Origin of the sequence: Nocardiopsis exhalans, assembly GCF_024134545.1 — a bacterium.
Taxonomy (GTDB): Bacteria; Actinomycetota; Actinomycetes; order Streptosporangiales; family Streptosporangiaceae; genus Nocardiopsis; species Nocardiopsis exhalans.
In genome coordinates, this window is record NZ_CP099837.1 from 5892991 (window position 1) to 5906831 (window position 13841).

At 68.7% G+C, this 13841-nt stretch carries 15 protein-coding genes; all 15 read right to left on the reverse strand.

Annotated features, from left to right (window positions below; genetic code table 11):
• Positions 1-14: 14 nt before the first annotated feature.
• Entirely contained in the window at positions 15-2666 is a 2652-nt protein-coding gene (locus NE857_RS26025; protein ID WP_254418068.1) for a TOTE conflict system archaeo-eukaryotic primase domain-containing protein, read from the reverse strand.
• Positions 2667-3136: 470 nt separating this feature from the next.
• The gene (locus NE857_RS26030; protein WP_184365758.1) at positions 3137-4636 is read right to left on the reverse strand and encodes a tyrosine-type recombinase/integrase; all 1500 of its coding nucleotides are present in this window, start codon (positions 4634-4636) and stop codon (positions 3137-3139) included.
• The gene (locus tag NE857_RS26035) at positions 4637-4918 is read right to left on the reverse strand and encodes a helix-turn-helix domain-containing protein (RefSeq protein ID WP_254418069.1); all 282 of its coding nucleotides are present in this window, start codon (positions 4916-4918) and stop codon (positions 4637-4639) included.
• Positions 4919-5269: 351 nt separating this feature from the next.
• Complete coding sequence (locus NE857_RS26040) at positions 5270-5692, reverse strand: hypothetical protein (RefSeq protein ID WP_184365760.1); 423 nt, start codon at positions 5690-5692, stop codon at positions 5270-5272.
• Positions 5689-6693, reverse strand: coding sequence for a TRM11 family SAM-dependent methyltransferase (locus NE857_RS26045; RefSeq protein WP_254418070.1), 1005 nt, complete (start codon positions 6691-6693; stop codon positions 5689-5691). The genes NE857_RS26040 and NE857_RS26045 overlap by 4 nt, the downstream gene beginning before the upstream one ends.
• Positions 6690-7478: a hypothetical protein gene (locus NE857_RS26050; RefSeq protein WP_184365761.1), complete on the reverse strand. Its 789-nt coding sequence runs from the start codon at positions 7476-7478 to the stop codon at positions 6690-6692. The genes NE857_RS26045 and NE857_RS26050 overlap by 4 nt, the downstream gene beginning before the upstream one ends.
• 175 nt (positions 7479-7653) lie before the next feature.
• Positions 7654-8049, reverse strand: coding sequence for a hypothetical protein (locus tag NE857_RS26055; RefSeq protein ID WP_254418071.1), 396 nt, complete (start codon positions 8047-8049; stop codon positions 7654-7656).
• A gap of 77 nt (positions 8050-8126) precedes the next feature.
• Positions 8127-8963, reverse strand: a complete 837-nt coding sequence (locus NE857_RS26060) for an ArsR/SmtB family transcription factor (RefSeq protein WP_184365762.1) — start codon at positions 8961-8963, stop codon at positions 8127-8129.
• Positions 8964-9059: 96 nt separating this feature from the next.
• A complete protein-coding gene (locus NE857_RS26065) occupies positions 9060-9683 on the reverse strand; it encodes a hypothetical protein (RefSeq protein ID WP_184365763.1) in 624 nt (207 codons plus the stop codon).
• Positions 9684-9780: 97 nt separating this feature from the next.
• Positions 9781-10392: a hypothetical protein gene (locus tag NE857_RS26070; RefSeq protein ID WP_184365764.1), complete on the reverse strand. Its 612-nt coding sequence runs from the start codon at positions 10390-10392 to the stop codon at positions 9781-9783.
• 99 nt (positions 10393-10491) lie between these two features.
• The gene (locus NE857_RS26075; protein WP_184365765.1) at positions 10492-11166 is read right to left on the reverse strand and encodes a hypothetical protein; all 675 of its coding nucleotides are present in this window, start codon (positions 11164-11166) and stop codon (positions 10492-10494) included.
• Between the two features lie 108 nt (positions 11167-11274).
• Positions 11275-11892 (reverse strand): hypothetical protein, encoded by a 618-nt coding sequence (locus NE857_RS26080; protein ID WP_184365766.1) that lies wholly within the window; start codon positions 11890-11892, stop codon positions 11275-11277.
• A 116-nt stretch (positions 11893-12008) separates the two neighbouring features.
• The gene (locus tag NE857_RS26085; protein ID WP_184365767.1) at positions 12009-12629 is read right to left on the reverse strand and encodes a hypothetical protein; all 621 of its coding nucleotides are present in this window, start codon (positions 12627-12629) and stop codon (positions 12009-12011) included.
• 127 nt (positions 12630-12756) lie between these two features.
• Positions 12757-12999 carry a hypothetical protein gene (locus NE857_RS26090; RefSeq protein ID WP_184365768.1) on the reverse strand — a complete coding sequence of 81 codons (243 nt, stop codon included), beginning with the start codon at positions 12997-12999 and terminating at the stop codon, positions 12757-12759.
• A 33-nt stretch (positions 13000-13032) separates the two neighbouring features.
• The gene (locus NE857_RS26095) at positions 13033-13269 is read right to left on the reverse strand and encodes a hypothetical protein (protein WP_184365769.1); all 237 of its coding nucleotides are present in this window, start codon (positions 13267-13269) and stop codon (positions 13033-13035) included.
• Positions 13270-13841 lie beyond the last annotated feature (572 nt).

Genomic DNA, 13841 nt, shown 5'->3' on the forward strand with positions numbered 1-13841 from the left:
CATGCCCCGCCCAGCTACCCCCGCGTGGAGTGGGCCGCATGCCAAGCGCGCCACACCTCAGCACGGAGTCGGCCACGCCTTGGCACATCCATGCCTTCAAGCCTGGCCCACGAGCGCACCTCAGCCACGGATGGCCCCGCAGAACCCGATCCCGCCGGAGAGCCCCCGAGATCGACAGGTGTGTGCGCCCCTGACAGGGCTGGTTGCCGCGGGTGCTCCGGCGAGGTGGTGGTGAAACCGCGCCGCTGGAGAACTCGGCGGCGCTTGTGGTGCATCCGGGCCAGCTGCGGGACTTCGACATCGAGATAGTCGTGGGCCTCGACACGGGATTTCTTCGCCTCCGTGTTACGCATGATCCGACCGACCTGTTGGATGATGCGCCCCTTGAAGGAGATCGGGCTGGCCAGGAAGAGCGTGTCCAGCCGCGGAGCGTCAAAGCCCTCCCCTGCGACCTTGTCGATGGCCAGCAGCACCAAAGGCACATCGCCACGCTCACCGGCCAGGGCCGCGCGGACGCGGGCACGCTCTTGCGGCGCGGTGCTGCCGTGCAGCACCAGCGGTTCGACCCCGTGGGGCTCCAGCGCTTCGACGAGCCGGTGCAGGTGCTCGACGCGGTTGGTAAGAGCCAGACAGCACCGGCCCCTGCGTAGGGCGTCGGCGATGTCGCGGGCGATCTGGGCGCTGCGGTCGGGGTCATGGGCGAGTTCGTTGTACATGGCCTGGATCGAGGCGCCGTCATGGCCCGGCTCCTCGGTCAAGAAACTGGTGAGGTGCACGACGAGGTGTCTGGTGAAGGTGCTGGTGTCCTCGATCTCGTGGCGGATGGGGCCGCACTGCATGGTGATGGGCGGATCCATCTGATCCGCACGGTAGGGGGTGGCGGACAGACCGACCCAGCGTTGGACCCGCGCTGTGCGTATCGCGGCCTCCGCTCCTGGTGCTCCGGCGGCATGGCACTCATCGACGATGACCAGTCCGTAGCCGTCCAGAAGTCCCTCGGGGGCATCGCGGTGGGTCAGGGTTTGCAGCATGATCAGGTCCACGGTGTGACCTCGGCGGTCCTTGCCCGCCCCCAGGGAACCCACCGTCTGATCCTGCAGGTCCAAGAAGGTGGCCAGGCGTTCCTGCCACTGGTGGAGGAGTTCGGCTCGGTTGACGATGATCGCGGTCGGTGTGCGGTGGTGAGCGATCAGCGCGCAGGCCATGACGGTCTTACCGGAGCCGGGTGGGGCGACGAGCACCCCTGCACGGTGCTGGACCATCTCGTCCACGGCCTCGCGCTGGGCAGTGGTCAGGTCGCCGGTGAAATGGGCGGCGATCGGCGGGTGTTCGGGGAGTTCGTGGGTGATCTCCAGCCTGCCGCCAGCCGCTTCGATGAGCTGCGTGGCCTCATCCACCAGACCGCGGGGCAGCTTGAGCCACTGAGGGTCGCTGGCGTCGAAGGAACAGACCATGCGCGGGGTGTTCCAGGTGGAAAAGCGCTGGTTCTGCTTGCGGTAGAAGTCCGGGTTGTGGAACGAAGCGGCATGCTTCAGCGCGGCCAGCAACCGCGAGGGGAGTCCCTCGGTGGCGATGGCTAGCATCGCGGACAGTCGGGCCGTGACCGTGGCGGGTGCCTTGCCCAGTGCTCTGCGGCGCGGTTTGGGTGGCAGTGCTGGTGCGATCGCCGAGGGACCCGCCTTGACCGGGCCGAGCTCGGCGACGAGCGCTTCGACCTCGGCTGGGGAGAGTCGTTCGGTGCACGCCAGGTGGGCGAACTGGTCCGGGTAGGCCTGCCAGGTGTCGGGGTCGCAGAACACAGTGGCGCCCTTGGTGCGGCTGGCGCCGTGCAGCGGTAGCGCGATCAGGTTACCGAAACGGGCGCTGCCCTTGGCCTTGACCGGAAGAGAATCCTGGGCGGGAAAGAGGCGGTCGTAGCTGGCCAGCGTCATGCGGTCGCGAACATCGATCGCTTGACGCAACAGTGCCATACCCAGGGTACGGGCTGTCGCCGCCGCCACGGGGGCGGTGAAGAACGTCCATACGTGCGCGCCGACCCCGGAGCGGGAGACCTCGACCAGCACCGGGACGCCTGCCGCGCGGCAGGCGGCGACGTAGGCGCCGGTGTCGCCGCGCCAGTCACTGCCGTCCTTGCCGTCGAAGTCGCACGCGAGCAGACGGCAGGTGTCGTCCGCAAGCAGCGGATAGAGCCCCAGATGAACTTCGCTTCGTCCAGCCTCGGGCCGACAGAGATGTTCGTAGACCACCTGGTCGGTCAGCGGGTGAAACACCCGGTCCGCCTCAGCCTTGTTCCTCTCGAACGGGTTCTCCTCGACCGGGCTCCACCCGGTGCGACCACTTCTGGTGCTGACCCAGCGTTTGGCGTACACGTCCTCGCGCCCCGCGAACAACGTCCGGAACAGCTCGATTTTGACCTGGGTCCTGGAGGAAGCGTCCGCGTGCGGCAACTCGTCGACGCCGAAGGGGGATGTCGAAGCGGTCCGAGCTTCGGGCGCTACAAACGTGGGGACCGATGTCGGCCCCAACGAACCGAGTCGGGTTCGTAGCTGGGCGTTCTCCGCTTGCAGCCGCTCAATCTCGGCCCGCAGCTCGGCAGTCTCCTCCAGCGCTACATCAAGCCGAATCCGCAGCTCGGCGGGGTCGTTCCAACCGGACCGTTCATCCATGGTCACCATAATCCAGAACTAACGGACCCATGTGTAGGACGTCGAGGACCACCCCATGCGCCGATGGGGATCCTCGATCACCACGAAGGGTGACCGTGACAGCCCGCGACCTGCTCAAACGACATCTGACTGGGCACCGCACAACGAAAAAATCAGACACGAGATCGTTTTGCCCACGAGCATGAACTGAGAACCTTCGGTGATTTCATAGTCACTTCAGGTTCACGATCGTCACTAAGGGGATCCCAGTCAGGCCTGAGGCACCTTGTACGCGTTCCAGCACCATCGGCACGGACGGCCCACCACCGCAGGAATGGGTTCCGGCAGAGGAGCACTCAACCAGCGGACCTTTGATCCGATGGCCCACAGGCCCCGGACACGAGGAAACCCCAGGCCAGAACGGGTGAACCCGTATCCTCACCTGGGGGCGGAGCCCTTCCTGCGGCTCCTGGTGTGCTCCCCTGAACCGGCTACCGCACCGGCACCAAACCACCCGCCCCAGCAGGAGCCGACGCCCCGCGCAGCAGGGCAGCGGTGGCCTCGGCCGCCGCTTTGGCCACGTCCGGGAACACGCTCTGGTAGGTGTCCTGAGTGAAGTGCGTGGTGGAATGGCCCAGCTCAGCCGAGACCACCTTCACGTCCGTTCCCGCGGCCAGCGCCATCGAGGCCGCCCCGTGCCGGAGCCCATGCAACGTGATCGGTGGGAGTCCGGCTGCTCGGGCGATGCGGGTGAACCAGTCGCTCACGTGCGAGGGCAGCCACCCGGACCCGTCTTGGCGGGTGAACACCAAACCCGAATCCACCCACTCCGGCCCCGCCTTGAGCCGGGCCTGGTTCTGAAACTTCTTCCAAGCCCGCAACACCTTCACCGTGTCCGCGTCCAAGGTGATGGTGCGCTGCCCGGCTTCGCTCTTCGGGGTGGAGGTGAGCGTGGTCCAGGACAACTGCACCACCTGCGTGCGGATATCCGCCTCACCGTCCGTGAGCCGGGTGTGGGCCCAGGGCAGACCGACCGCTTCACCCCGGCGCAGCCCTTTGACGGCGATCAGGTGGAACAGCGGGTGCAGCCACACGTACTTGCGGGAGTGTTCCAGGAAGGTGCGGGTCTGCTCCGGGGTCCACACCATCACCTCCCCCGGGATGGTGCCGTCCTTCTCCCACCGCTCCACCCTGCCCGGTGTCCACACCAGCGGGCGTTTCCTCGGGCATGAGGGCAGGCGTGCGTGGGAGGCAACGTTGACGTTCACTGGCTCCTCGGGGCTGCGCACCGCATCCGACAGGGCACTCCGGAGCGTGGCGCGGATCCGGTGCTTGGTCGACAGACTCACCACCCGCTGGCCTCGTACCGATGCCCGCACCTTCGCGTCCTCGGACTCGCGGGCCTCCAGAATCCGCTCGTTGTTGGCCTCGATCGACTCGAACATCGCCTCGACCTGGCTGGACTTGAGCCGGTCCAGCCGGACCTGGCCCAGGTACGGGATGAGGTATTTGCGAATGTGCCCCGCGTAGGAGGTCCGGGTTCCCTCGGCCAGATCCGGCTTCGCCGCAAGCCACGCCTTCAAATAGGCCCCCACGGTGAGGGCTTCCTTGCGCACATCAGCCCCCGTCCCCAGACGTTTACGCACCTCCTCCACCGAAGGGAAGCAGGTGCGGGCCTTCAGGGCGTTCTGGATCAGGTCCGCGATCTGCACCTCCACATCCCCCTCCCCCTGAGCCAGGTCCAACAAGGCTTTGAGGTGGTCCAGCGCCTCCCACGCCTGCTCCTGGCTCTCCAGCCCGGCGCGGCGGGCCTGACGCCGCTTCCCCTCGCTCGTGCGAGGCAGTTCGAGTTGGTAGCCCCAGTCGCCGTGACGGGGGTTGAACGCCCCGCCCTGACGGCGCAGCTTCGGACAGCGCGCCCCGAGCGCCCGCCCGGAGTTCTCGTCCCGGCATCCGCAGCGTTTGAACACCCGTCCCTGGTGAGAAGTCATCTACGACTCCCCCTCCTTGTTGTGGTTACTGCGCGCACCGCACCGTGAACACACCTCACCGGAGGTGGAGGGCACCGGCAGGCCGAGGTGGGCCAGGACCCCCGCGGTGGGGATCCGCCAGCTCCGTCCCACCCGTAGCACGGGGACCGGGAACGCTCCTTGGCGCAGGAGCCGGTAGGTGGTGGTGCGGCCCAACCCGAGCATCCGCCCCGCCTCGACCGGCTCCAACACCACCGGCAACCGTTCGATCTCGTCCAACCGGACCGGAGTATCCGACCTCACCCTGACCACCTCCCCACCCTGTGTGAACTGCACGAATACGGTGCGCGACCCCGCGTGGTGCGGGGCACCACGCATCCACGCTCGACCTCGCCGAGGTGGTCAAGCGGATTCGTCAACAACACCACCGGATTTTCCCTCCCGCGCTGATCCACCACCCGCTTACGGGCGTTATGTCGCATTCATCGAACGGGGCCACAGGGGCCCCACGTAGGGCCCGAACCCCGGGTTCGGGCCCGCTGGGCGGGGCCGGGGCGGTCGGGGCGGTGTGGGGGCGCTGATGGCCCCACACCGCCCCGACCCGGCCCTGGGTTCCCTGGGGGGAACCCAGGACCCCGCTTGCCCCGGGGTGTGTCAGTCCTGGCGCACGTGCCCGGTGTAGGTCAGCCAGGCCCGGTAGCGGGACCGCACCTGTTCGGGGATGGCCACCACTCGGTAGCGGCCCGCGCCGTGGCGGTGCTCGACCACGTAGTGCTCGCCCTCCCACGCCGGGATCCGCCCCACCCGCGAGGCGGCCTCGGCCACCTCCTCGAAGGCGGCCTCGTCGATGTTGGTGCGCGGGAAGTAGGACACCTCCACGCTCGTGTGCGGGCTGATCGGCAACCCCGGGTGCTCTTCCAGAAAGTCGGCCAGGGCCCGCATATCAGCGATGATCCGCGCCCGCAGGTCCGGGCTGGCCGCGTCAGTGAAGAACCCCAGCTCGGGCACGAACACCCCCGGTACCTGCCCACCCCGCTGGTCGTCGTCGGTGTTGTGATCGCAGTTGGTCCGCCTCATGCCGCCCGCCCTTCACCGTGGGTGTGCTGCTGGTAGTAGGGGGCAGGGTCGGCAAAGACCAGCACGTCCTCGTGCTGAATCACGTGCACCGGCCACTCCGCCTTGCGCAACCGGCGAGTCTCCAACAGTTGGAAGAACGAGGTGCGCGAGACCACCTCCCCGTCCCGCAGTGCGCACAACAGCGCCACGCACCGGTCCACCTGGACCATCCCGGCCCGCCGGCCCGCCTCGGCCACCTGCCCCGGGAAATCGATCAGCTCCCCGTTCTTGCGGTAGGGGCGGGTGGTCACCACAACCACCCCACCCGGGGCGAGCAAGGTGCGGCAGGCCGCCATGATCTGCGCGAACGAGGCCGCCAGCTTCTCCGGGCGTTGGTAGGCGAGGTTGTCCGCCCGACGGTCCCGATCCCGCGAGTAACGGTGCGCGTGCTTTTCCACCGCCCGGGCTCCATCACGGCGAGAACGGATCTGGCCGTGGGTCATCGACCCGTACGGCGGTGAGGTCAACACCAGCGAGACCTTGCCCGCCAACGAGGAGCAGCCCAGCCGGAGGGCGGTTTCGGCGCCCTCGCCGGTGTGGACCTGCCCCTCACCGGTGGCGCCCTGGATGATCGCGGTTTCGAGGTTGAGCCGGGCGATGGAGGCCCACTTGGGCTCCAACTCGATCCCCACACCCCTCCGACCCAGGTGGGCGGCCTCGACCAGGGTGGTGCCGATCCCGCACATCGGGTCCACCACCACGTCCCCTGGTTGGGTGTAGGTGGTGATGGCGTGGCGGGCGATCTCGGGCAGCATCTTGGCCGGGTGCTCTACCGACAACCTCGAGTACCGGTTCCCGCGCTGCTGGCGGGCTTGGCGCTGGCCCGTGGCCCACACCGACAACCCCGCACCCGCCCCAAGACCGGCCCTACCGGGGCCCTCGTGGTGGTCGTTTCCCTGGTCTTCGGGGTATGCCGTCCCCTCGGTGTGATCGAGGTGGGCACTGTTGTGGTCCTGGTTCACGCTTCCACCTCCCCGCGCGTCTGGGCCGGCGTGGTGCGCCCCTTCTTGCGGAACACCGACACGTTCAGGTGAGCGGGCGAGGTGATCGTGGCCGCGGCCTCGGCCACCGAGGTCGACAACCCCACCTCAGACTCCCCCTCCCCCGGACTGGTGTGGGGGTCGTGGTCGGGGTCGAACCCGTCCCTCCCCCGGACCGGGATCGTGGCCCCCAGCCCGGCCTCGCAGATCGGCACGGTCAACGCGATCACGTGCTGCAGGTACACCAACCCCGCGCACGCAGCAGCCCGCACCACCCCCGGCGCCGGATCCACCACACCGACCGGGGAATGCCCGACCGGAGTCACGACCGCGACGATCCCCCCGGGCCGAGTGATCAGAGCCGCGAACTCCACCCGAGCCCGCATCCGACGCCCGGCTACCTGGGGCGAGAGCACGCACGAGGTGGACGGGGTCACCGTGGCCACGGTCAACTCCGCCCACGCCACCTCCAGATCCAAAGCCGCCGTGGCGCCCGGTGCGTCCAGGCTCGGGTGCAGCACCTGCAGGGGGCGGCCCCGCTCCCAAGCCTGCTGGGCAATCTCACCCACACCGGTCAGGTCCGCGACCCGGTCTCCGGGGCGGGTGTACTCGGCCACCAGCCGTGCGGCCAGCCGGTCCGGGATACTCACCTCCCCGAGGTGGGTCCGAGACGAGGCGCGAGGCGAGGTGTGGTCGGGTGCGCAGGGCCAGATCGCCAACGGCGGTCGGCCCCCGTCGTGCGAGGTGGTGTTCGGGGTGTGTCCCAAGGCCGAATCCCTTCTCGTTTGTGTTTTGCCCTTCACTGAGGAAGAAGCGCGCCCCACCCCCGGGATTCGACACCACGCCCCCAAAGCGGTCCGAAACGAGTAGAAAAGTCCCCGGCCCCCACCCAGATTTCTGAGTGGGGGCCGGGGACCTCGGTTCGGCTTTTCGGGTGAGAGGTCAGTGCCGCCACGGGTGCAGGCGGCATCCGCACCCGGCCCGCTGGGCGAGGGCGCGCACCGGCCGGGGCAGGGGTAGGGCGATACACACCGCCAACAGGCCCATGGGGGTGCCGTGGCAGCACTGGCCGGTGAAGCGGTCGTGCACGGACAGGTGGTGCCCGCACACCCCGCACACCGTCCCCGGTCCCTTCTCCGTCAGGTGGACCATGCCGGGCCAGTCGCCCCGCACGTAGTAGGTCTGCAGCAAACGGTGGGCGCGCACGGTCAGTCCGCACAGGGTCGCAGCGACGCTCGCCCCACACAGCGCCACTGCCAGAGCCCGGGGGCAGGGCCGGTTCCCCCTACCTGACCACCCTGTCTGGGCGGTCAGGTAGGGGTAGAGAAGATCAAACACGGAAATACTCCCCTGGGGTATGTAGAAGGTGGGGGTGTGCGCTGGTAGTTCGCGCACACCCCCGGGGGCGGGTGGGGTCAGGCGGTCGGTGCGGTGAACCGGTACCGGCGCGGCTTCTCGCAGGCCAGCTCGGCCTTGCCCTCCTTGGCGAGCTTGGCGAGGTTGTTCTGGATGGCCCCGATGGAGCGGCCCTGCAGCAGGTGGCTGAGCTCGGTCGCGGTGAACTCCTCCTCGGGGGAGTTCTTGAGCAGGGCCCAGACCATGAGCTTGAGCTCGCCCGGTGCCAGCCGCTGCGACCCGCTCACCGGGTTGACCCCCTCCTCACTCGCGCCCGTGCTGGTGTGCACCGGTTCCCGCCCCGAGGTGGTGCTGGTGCCGGGCTCGGGTGCGGGTGCGGTCCGTCGAGGTGCAGGTGTGGGAGCGGCAGAGGTGGAGGTCGATGCCGGTTCGGTGTCCGGGTGCTGGGCTTGGTGGTCCTGCCCCGGCGAGGGCTTGCGCTCCGAGGTGGGCGGTGACGTTTCGCCCCCGGTGACCGGGGCCGGGGCGGTGTCCTGTGGGTGCGGGTGCTGGTCTTCGGCCGCTTCCCCGGTTGCGGGCGGCTCGGGCACGGCCTCCTCCAGGTCCTCGGCCGGGGCCGAGGGGGCCTCTGCAGTGCTGACCTTCTCGGTCTCTAGGGTCGGTTCGCTCGAGGCGATCGGGGTGGCCTGCCAGTGGTCAGGCAGACGCCGCCGCCCCTCCCGCCCGCCCGGGGTGCGCACCGCCAGCCCTTCCTTCTCCAGGGCGGGCAGGTACTTGGAGGCGGTGGACTTGCCCACCCCGGCCTCATCTGCCAGCTCAGTCACGGTCAACGGGTTCGTGGCCTGGGTCAGGGCGGTCAGAAGAAGGTCGCGTGAGGGCACGGTGTTCGTGGTCATATTCGGGTGGTCCCTTCAGGTGTGGGTGATGGGCCCCGAGGTGTGGGGCCTGGTCGGGGTGCGCCCGGTGTCGGGCGCACCCCGGGTGGTGTGGGGTCACATGTGGTTCAGCACGGCGCGGGCTTCACCGGCCAGCCCCTGGGCGATGTCGGGGGCGGTGTCGGTGCACACCGGCCCCTGGGCGTAGGTCAGTTCCGCGTAGCGGTCGCTCATCAGGCGGGCTTCGCACATCACCGGGCCCTGGGGCAGAGCCGGAAGGTCGATGCTCATCAGGACTCGGGGGTCGGGGGTGAACACCAGGGTCTGGATGGCCCTGGCTTCTTCCCCGTCGGTGATGTAGGTGCGGGTGTGGGGCCAAAACCCTTCGGTGGCCAGGGCGGCCCGCAACGCCACCACCGTGGCCGAGGCGAACCAGGCGGAGGGCCAGTCGTGCATGTCTTGGCGCAGCGCGGTCGTGGCGTCCTGGGCGAGGCGCTTCCAATCGAGGGTGTGCTGTTTGTTCACCAGGTGCTGCAGGTCCTGGTGGGTGAAGACCACCAGGCGGGCGTTCTGGCGCGGGTCGAGCTCGCCGGGGGCGTGTGCCTGGTAGCGGCTTGAGACCAGGTCGGCGGTGATCACCGCCCCGGGGCCGGACTGGTGCACCTGGCGCACCTGGTTGGGGGTCACGGCCAGCGGTCCGAACCGGGCCTGGACATAGGCGGCGTTGATTTCCAAAGCCACAGTGGCTCCTCTTTCTTTTGGGCAGGCCAAACACAGCGGTTGGCGTGCGGTGGTGGGGCCGCCCCGCCCGTTGTGGGGCGGCCCGGTGTTGCGGGGGCTAGGCCTGGTTGCGGGTCAAATAGCTTTTGACCTGCGCCGACATCTCTTCAGCTACGTTGGCCGCGTTCTGGCCGCCTACGGTGCATGCGGGGTGCACGTTGACCGGGCGCCCCTGGTCGAACAGCCGTGTCTGTACCTGGAGTGCGTCCCCGGGGCCGCGTACGCAGCTCGCGCCGATGGTGAGGTCGCCCTCGTCCCTGAGGGCGTAGACGTCCTCCACCTGGAAGGCGCCCTCCTCGGTCCGGTCGAAGACCGGCCGGTGCGTCAGGTCCATGCCGTGGGCGCGCATGTGCTCTCGCAGTTGCCCGAGGGGCGCTCCTAGGGCGCGGGAGTAAAAGAGGTCACGTTCGGGGCGGGCCGCCTCGGTGGCCTCGTCCGCAAGGTGCGTCCACACGTTTTCGCCGCAGGCCAGCTCGTGGGTGAGGTCGCCGTGGCCGTAGATGATGACCTGGTCCGGGCACTTCAGGTCCAGGTCACGGGAGTGGGTGAGGGTGAAGGGGGCCGTGGTGTCCTGGGCGATGATCAGGCCGCCGGGGCCCGTGTCGTAGAGGGTGCGGAGCATCGAGGCCGTGATCCGCTGTCCCTGGCGGGAATACCTGCTGGCACGCATGACGGGTTCCTTTCATGGCACGCCGAACACAGCGCTCGGCGTGCGGTAGAGGGGGCCGCCCCGCCCCGTGTTGACGGGGCGGCCCCGGTGGTGCGGGGGTTAGGCGCGGGTACGGGCCAGGTGGGCGTTGACCCGGTCCCGAATCAGGCACGCCTGGGCATTGGCGGTGAACTGGTGGGGCACGGTCTTGGGCCAGCCCTTCACGTGGCGGTCGTGGTCGGTGATCTTGATCAGCGAGGGGCCGGGCCGCTGGCCCTTCTCGGGCAGGGGGTGCTTGAGCATCACGCGCACCTGCGGGTGGGCGCGGTCAATGTAGGTCTCCCGCACTTCCCGTACCGAGGGGCCCTGGTAGTGGCCTGGAAACAGGTAGCGGCGGCGGTAGGAGGGGGCGGTGGTCATGGAGAAGCCGAGCTCTTCCAGGCGCTCGCGCATCCGGATCACCGCGTACGGGGTGGCGGCGCGGTGCTCGATGCGCTCGGCCAGGCAGTCGTAGGCGGTGGAGTCGACCGCCGAGACGAGGTCGTCCCAGGTGCCGAAGTGCTCACGGAGGTGGCCCAGGTCGTGGGTGAGATCGCCGTAGCCGTAGACGGGCAGGACCAGCTCGTCGGTGTGGTCGAGGGTGAAGGTGGTCTCGAACTCACGGGAGCGGAAGTTGGCGACGATCATGCCGCGCGGCCCGAGGTCGTAGAGGGCGCGCAACAGGTGCGAGGTGACCTCGGCGTACTCGAAGTAGATCTCCAGAGCCTCGAGCAGGCGCGGTGCATGTGCGGTCACAGTCGGTTCCTTTCGGTGGGCGCGCCGAACACAGCGCACGGCGCGCGGATACGGGTGTGGGTGGTCGGGGCCGCCCCGCCCCTTTGGGGGCGGCCCCGGGCGGGTGTGTTAGTCGTGCAGGTCCAGGTGGCGGCGGATGCGGTCGGGGGCCTCGCGTACGCAGAACGGGACACCGCTGGTCACGGTGGTGCGCTCGGGCCAGCAGGTCACGTAGCGGCCCCGGTCGTACATGGCCAGGCTGATCAGGAGGCTGTCGCGGTGGCGCTGGATGTAGGTCATCTGGAAGGTGATCCGGGGGTGGTGGGTGCTGGCGAACCCGTCCTCGATCCAGTGCCCGCCGTCCTCGGTTCGGCCGTGCTCGGGCCGGTGGTTCAGGGCCATGCCGTGGGCGCGCATGTCTCGGCGTAGGGCTCCGACCAGGTGGGGGGTCAACACCGCGTGGCGGGTCCAGTTCTCGATCTGGTCCCGGGCCTGGCCGGTCAGGTCCCGGGCCAGGTTCTGCCAGTCCCCCTTGTGGTGGGTGAGGTCGTGGTGCAGGTCGCCGTGTCCGTAGATGATCACGGGGCTGCGGCCCCAGGTCTGGTAGCGGGTGTGGGTCAGGGCGTACTCGCCGGTGCGGGTGCAGGCGTAGATGATGCCGCCCGGCCCGGTGCGGTCGAGGTCTTCCAGATCGCTCACGGTGATCCGGGCCCCGTCGAAGTAATCGCGCAACGCAGTAGCGCTCATAGCGCAGGTCCTTTCCGCGCGCGCCGAACACAGCGCTCGGCGCGAAGGTGTGTGGGTGGAGGGGGCCGCCCCTGTCCCCTGTGTGCAGGGGCGGCCCGTGTAGATGGGGCGCGGTGTTAGCGGCCCGCGCTCAGGGCGGTCATGACCGTCTGTGCGATCAGCTCGGCCTTGGTCAGGGCCGGGGTGCTGAAACACACGTCCAGGGTGATCTCGCTGCCCCCGCGCGCCTCGTCCTGCGGCCAGCCCAGGAGGATTTTGGTCGGCTGCTCGTAGGCGAAGGCGACCCAGACCTGGGCGTGCAGGTCCCCGTCGGGGTGGGCGTAGGTGTCGCTGATGTAGTGGGTCCCGTCCGCGCTGCTCCCGTACTCGGGGGGCTGGGTCAGGCAGATCCCCTGGGCCTCCCACACCCGCCTGCGGATCGGGGTGAGCAGGTGGGTCAGGGCCTGCACCCGGGGCCAGTCCGGGGTGGTTTCGTTGCCCAGGATGCTCAGCTCAAAGGCGATGTCGCCGTCGTCGAGCGTGTCGGGGTCGGGGTGGTTGCGCCGGATGGTGTCCAGGATGCGGCCCGAGGCGATCATCATGGTGTGGGCGTCTACGTGGGCGGTCGGTGCCCATACCGCCGGCTGGCCCAGGCTCTCCTGCCACACCAGCAGGCCGTCCGGGCCGCTCATGCGCAACTGCTGAACGTGTTCGGGCGTGACATCGACCGGTCGGGCGTAGGGCATACTCGTGCTCACAGCACACTCCTTCTGGGTTGTTGTGTTGGGCCCGCGCCCAGCCGTCCTGGCTCCACACCTGTCCGGTGGGCGCGGGTGGTTTTGTGGTGGGCCGGTGTGCAGGTTGGCGCCTGCGCACCGGCCCGCTCTAGGTCCGGGGTACGGCCGTGACCGGTAGGAACGCGACCGGCGCGGCAGGCATGCGCCCGCTCAGGTGGCTAGCGAAACCGTGGCTGAACACCGGGCACAGGGTGCTGCCGTCGTGGTGGCTGAAGTCGGGCCTGGCGTAGCCCGGGGCCATGTCGGTGGGCGGCAGGTTGCGCACCCCTTCGGCGCACTCGGGGCAGATCAGGGTCGCCCCGCACAGGTGCACTCGGGTTTTCTCGGTCATGGCGGTCCTTTCGCGTTGGTGTTTTTCGGTGGCTCAGGTGGCCGGCACGGTCCGGTGCGCGTGCAACTGAAACAGCGTGGCTCCGAGGGCGGTGCGCTGCTCCTCAGCGCGGCGGTGGTCGTGTGCCGCCTGCCGGGCGGCCTCGCTCGAGCCCTGCGTGCGGAACAGGTGGTGTGCCTCGCCCTGCGCGGCCAGCTCCCGGATGATCGCCGCCTCGTAGTCGACCGCTACCTTCGCTGCCCGTTGGGCGCGGGCCTGGTTGGCGATCATCGCCTGAGTGGGCGGCTTCGGCCGGGCGAAAACCCGCATTCCGATAATCCCGATTGCGCGCAAGGTGCGCATTAACAAACCCCCTTTAAATGTACGGGCGTTTCTGTTTGGCGGTCCGAGGTTCGCTTGGGTGACTAGTGTTTGTCAACTCCGCCGCGAAACCTTTTTTCGCCCGCCCCGGAACGGTGCGTGTTTCGGGGCGGAACCCAAGATGATCTTGGGTGACACGTGTTTGTCAACTCGTGTCGCGAGAAAGCTTCCCCGCCGCCCCGAAACGGCGCCGCCGTTTCGGGAACAACCCCATAGCAACTTGGCCCGGGGCGGGTTGTCAACTCGTGTCGCCGGTTTTCTCGGATCTTTTTTCGGCGCGGGTTTCCTAGAGGAGGAATCGCGCGTGCGCGCCTACGCGCGCGTGGGGGCCGGCCGCGAGCATGCCTGGCGCGTTTTTGGGTGATCATGAAACGCATGAGCGACGCACTTCTGGGCGATCACCACAGCCCAAGTCAATGATATGAGTTTTATTTATGGGGTTGTTTTTTGGCTTTTTGGGAGGGAGAGAGAAGGGAGGGGAT

Coding starts and splice junctions, on each gene's coding strand:
- NE857_RS26025 (WP_254418068.1), bottom strand. CDS start 2,666: ATGGATGAACGGTCCGGTTGGAACGACCCCGCCGAGCTGCGGATTCGG.
- NE857_RS26030 (WP_184365758.1), bottom strand. CDS start 4,636: ATGACTTCTCACCAGGGACGGGTGTTCAAACGCTGCGGATGCCGGGAC.
- NE857_RS26040 (WP_184365760.1), bottom strand. CDS start 5,692: ATGAGGCGGACCAACTGCGATCACAACACCGACGACGACCAGCGGGGT.
- NE857_RS26060 (WP_184365762.1), bottom strand. CDS start 8,963: ATGACCACGAACACCGTGCCCTCACGCGACCTTCTTCTGACCGCCCTG.
- NE857_RS26070 (WP_184365764.1), bottom strand. CDS start 10,392: ATGCGTGCCAGCAGGTATTCCCGCCAGGGACAGCGGATCACGGCCTCG.
- NE857_RS26080 (WP_184365766.1), bottom strand. CDS start 11,892: ATGAGCGCTACTGCGTTGCGCGATTACTTCGACGGGGCCCGGATCACC.
- NE857_RS26090 (WP_184365768.1), bottom strand. CDS start 12,999: ATGACCGAGAAAACCCGAGTGCACCTGTGCGGGGCGACCCTGATCTGC.
- NE857_RS26095 (WP_184365769.1), bottom strand. CDS start 13,269: ATGATCGCCAACCAGGCCCGCGCCCAACGGGCAGCGAAGGTAGCGGTC.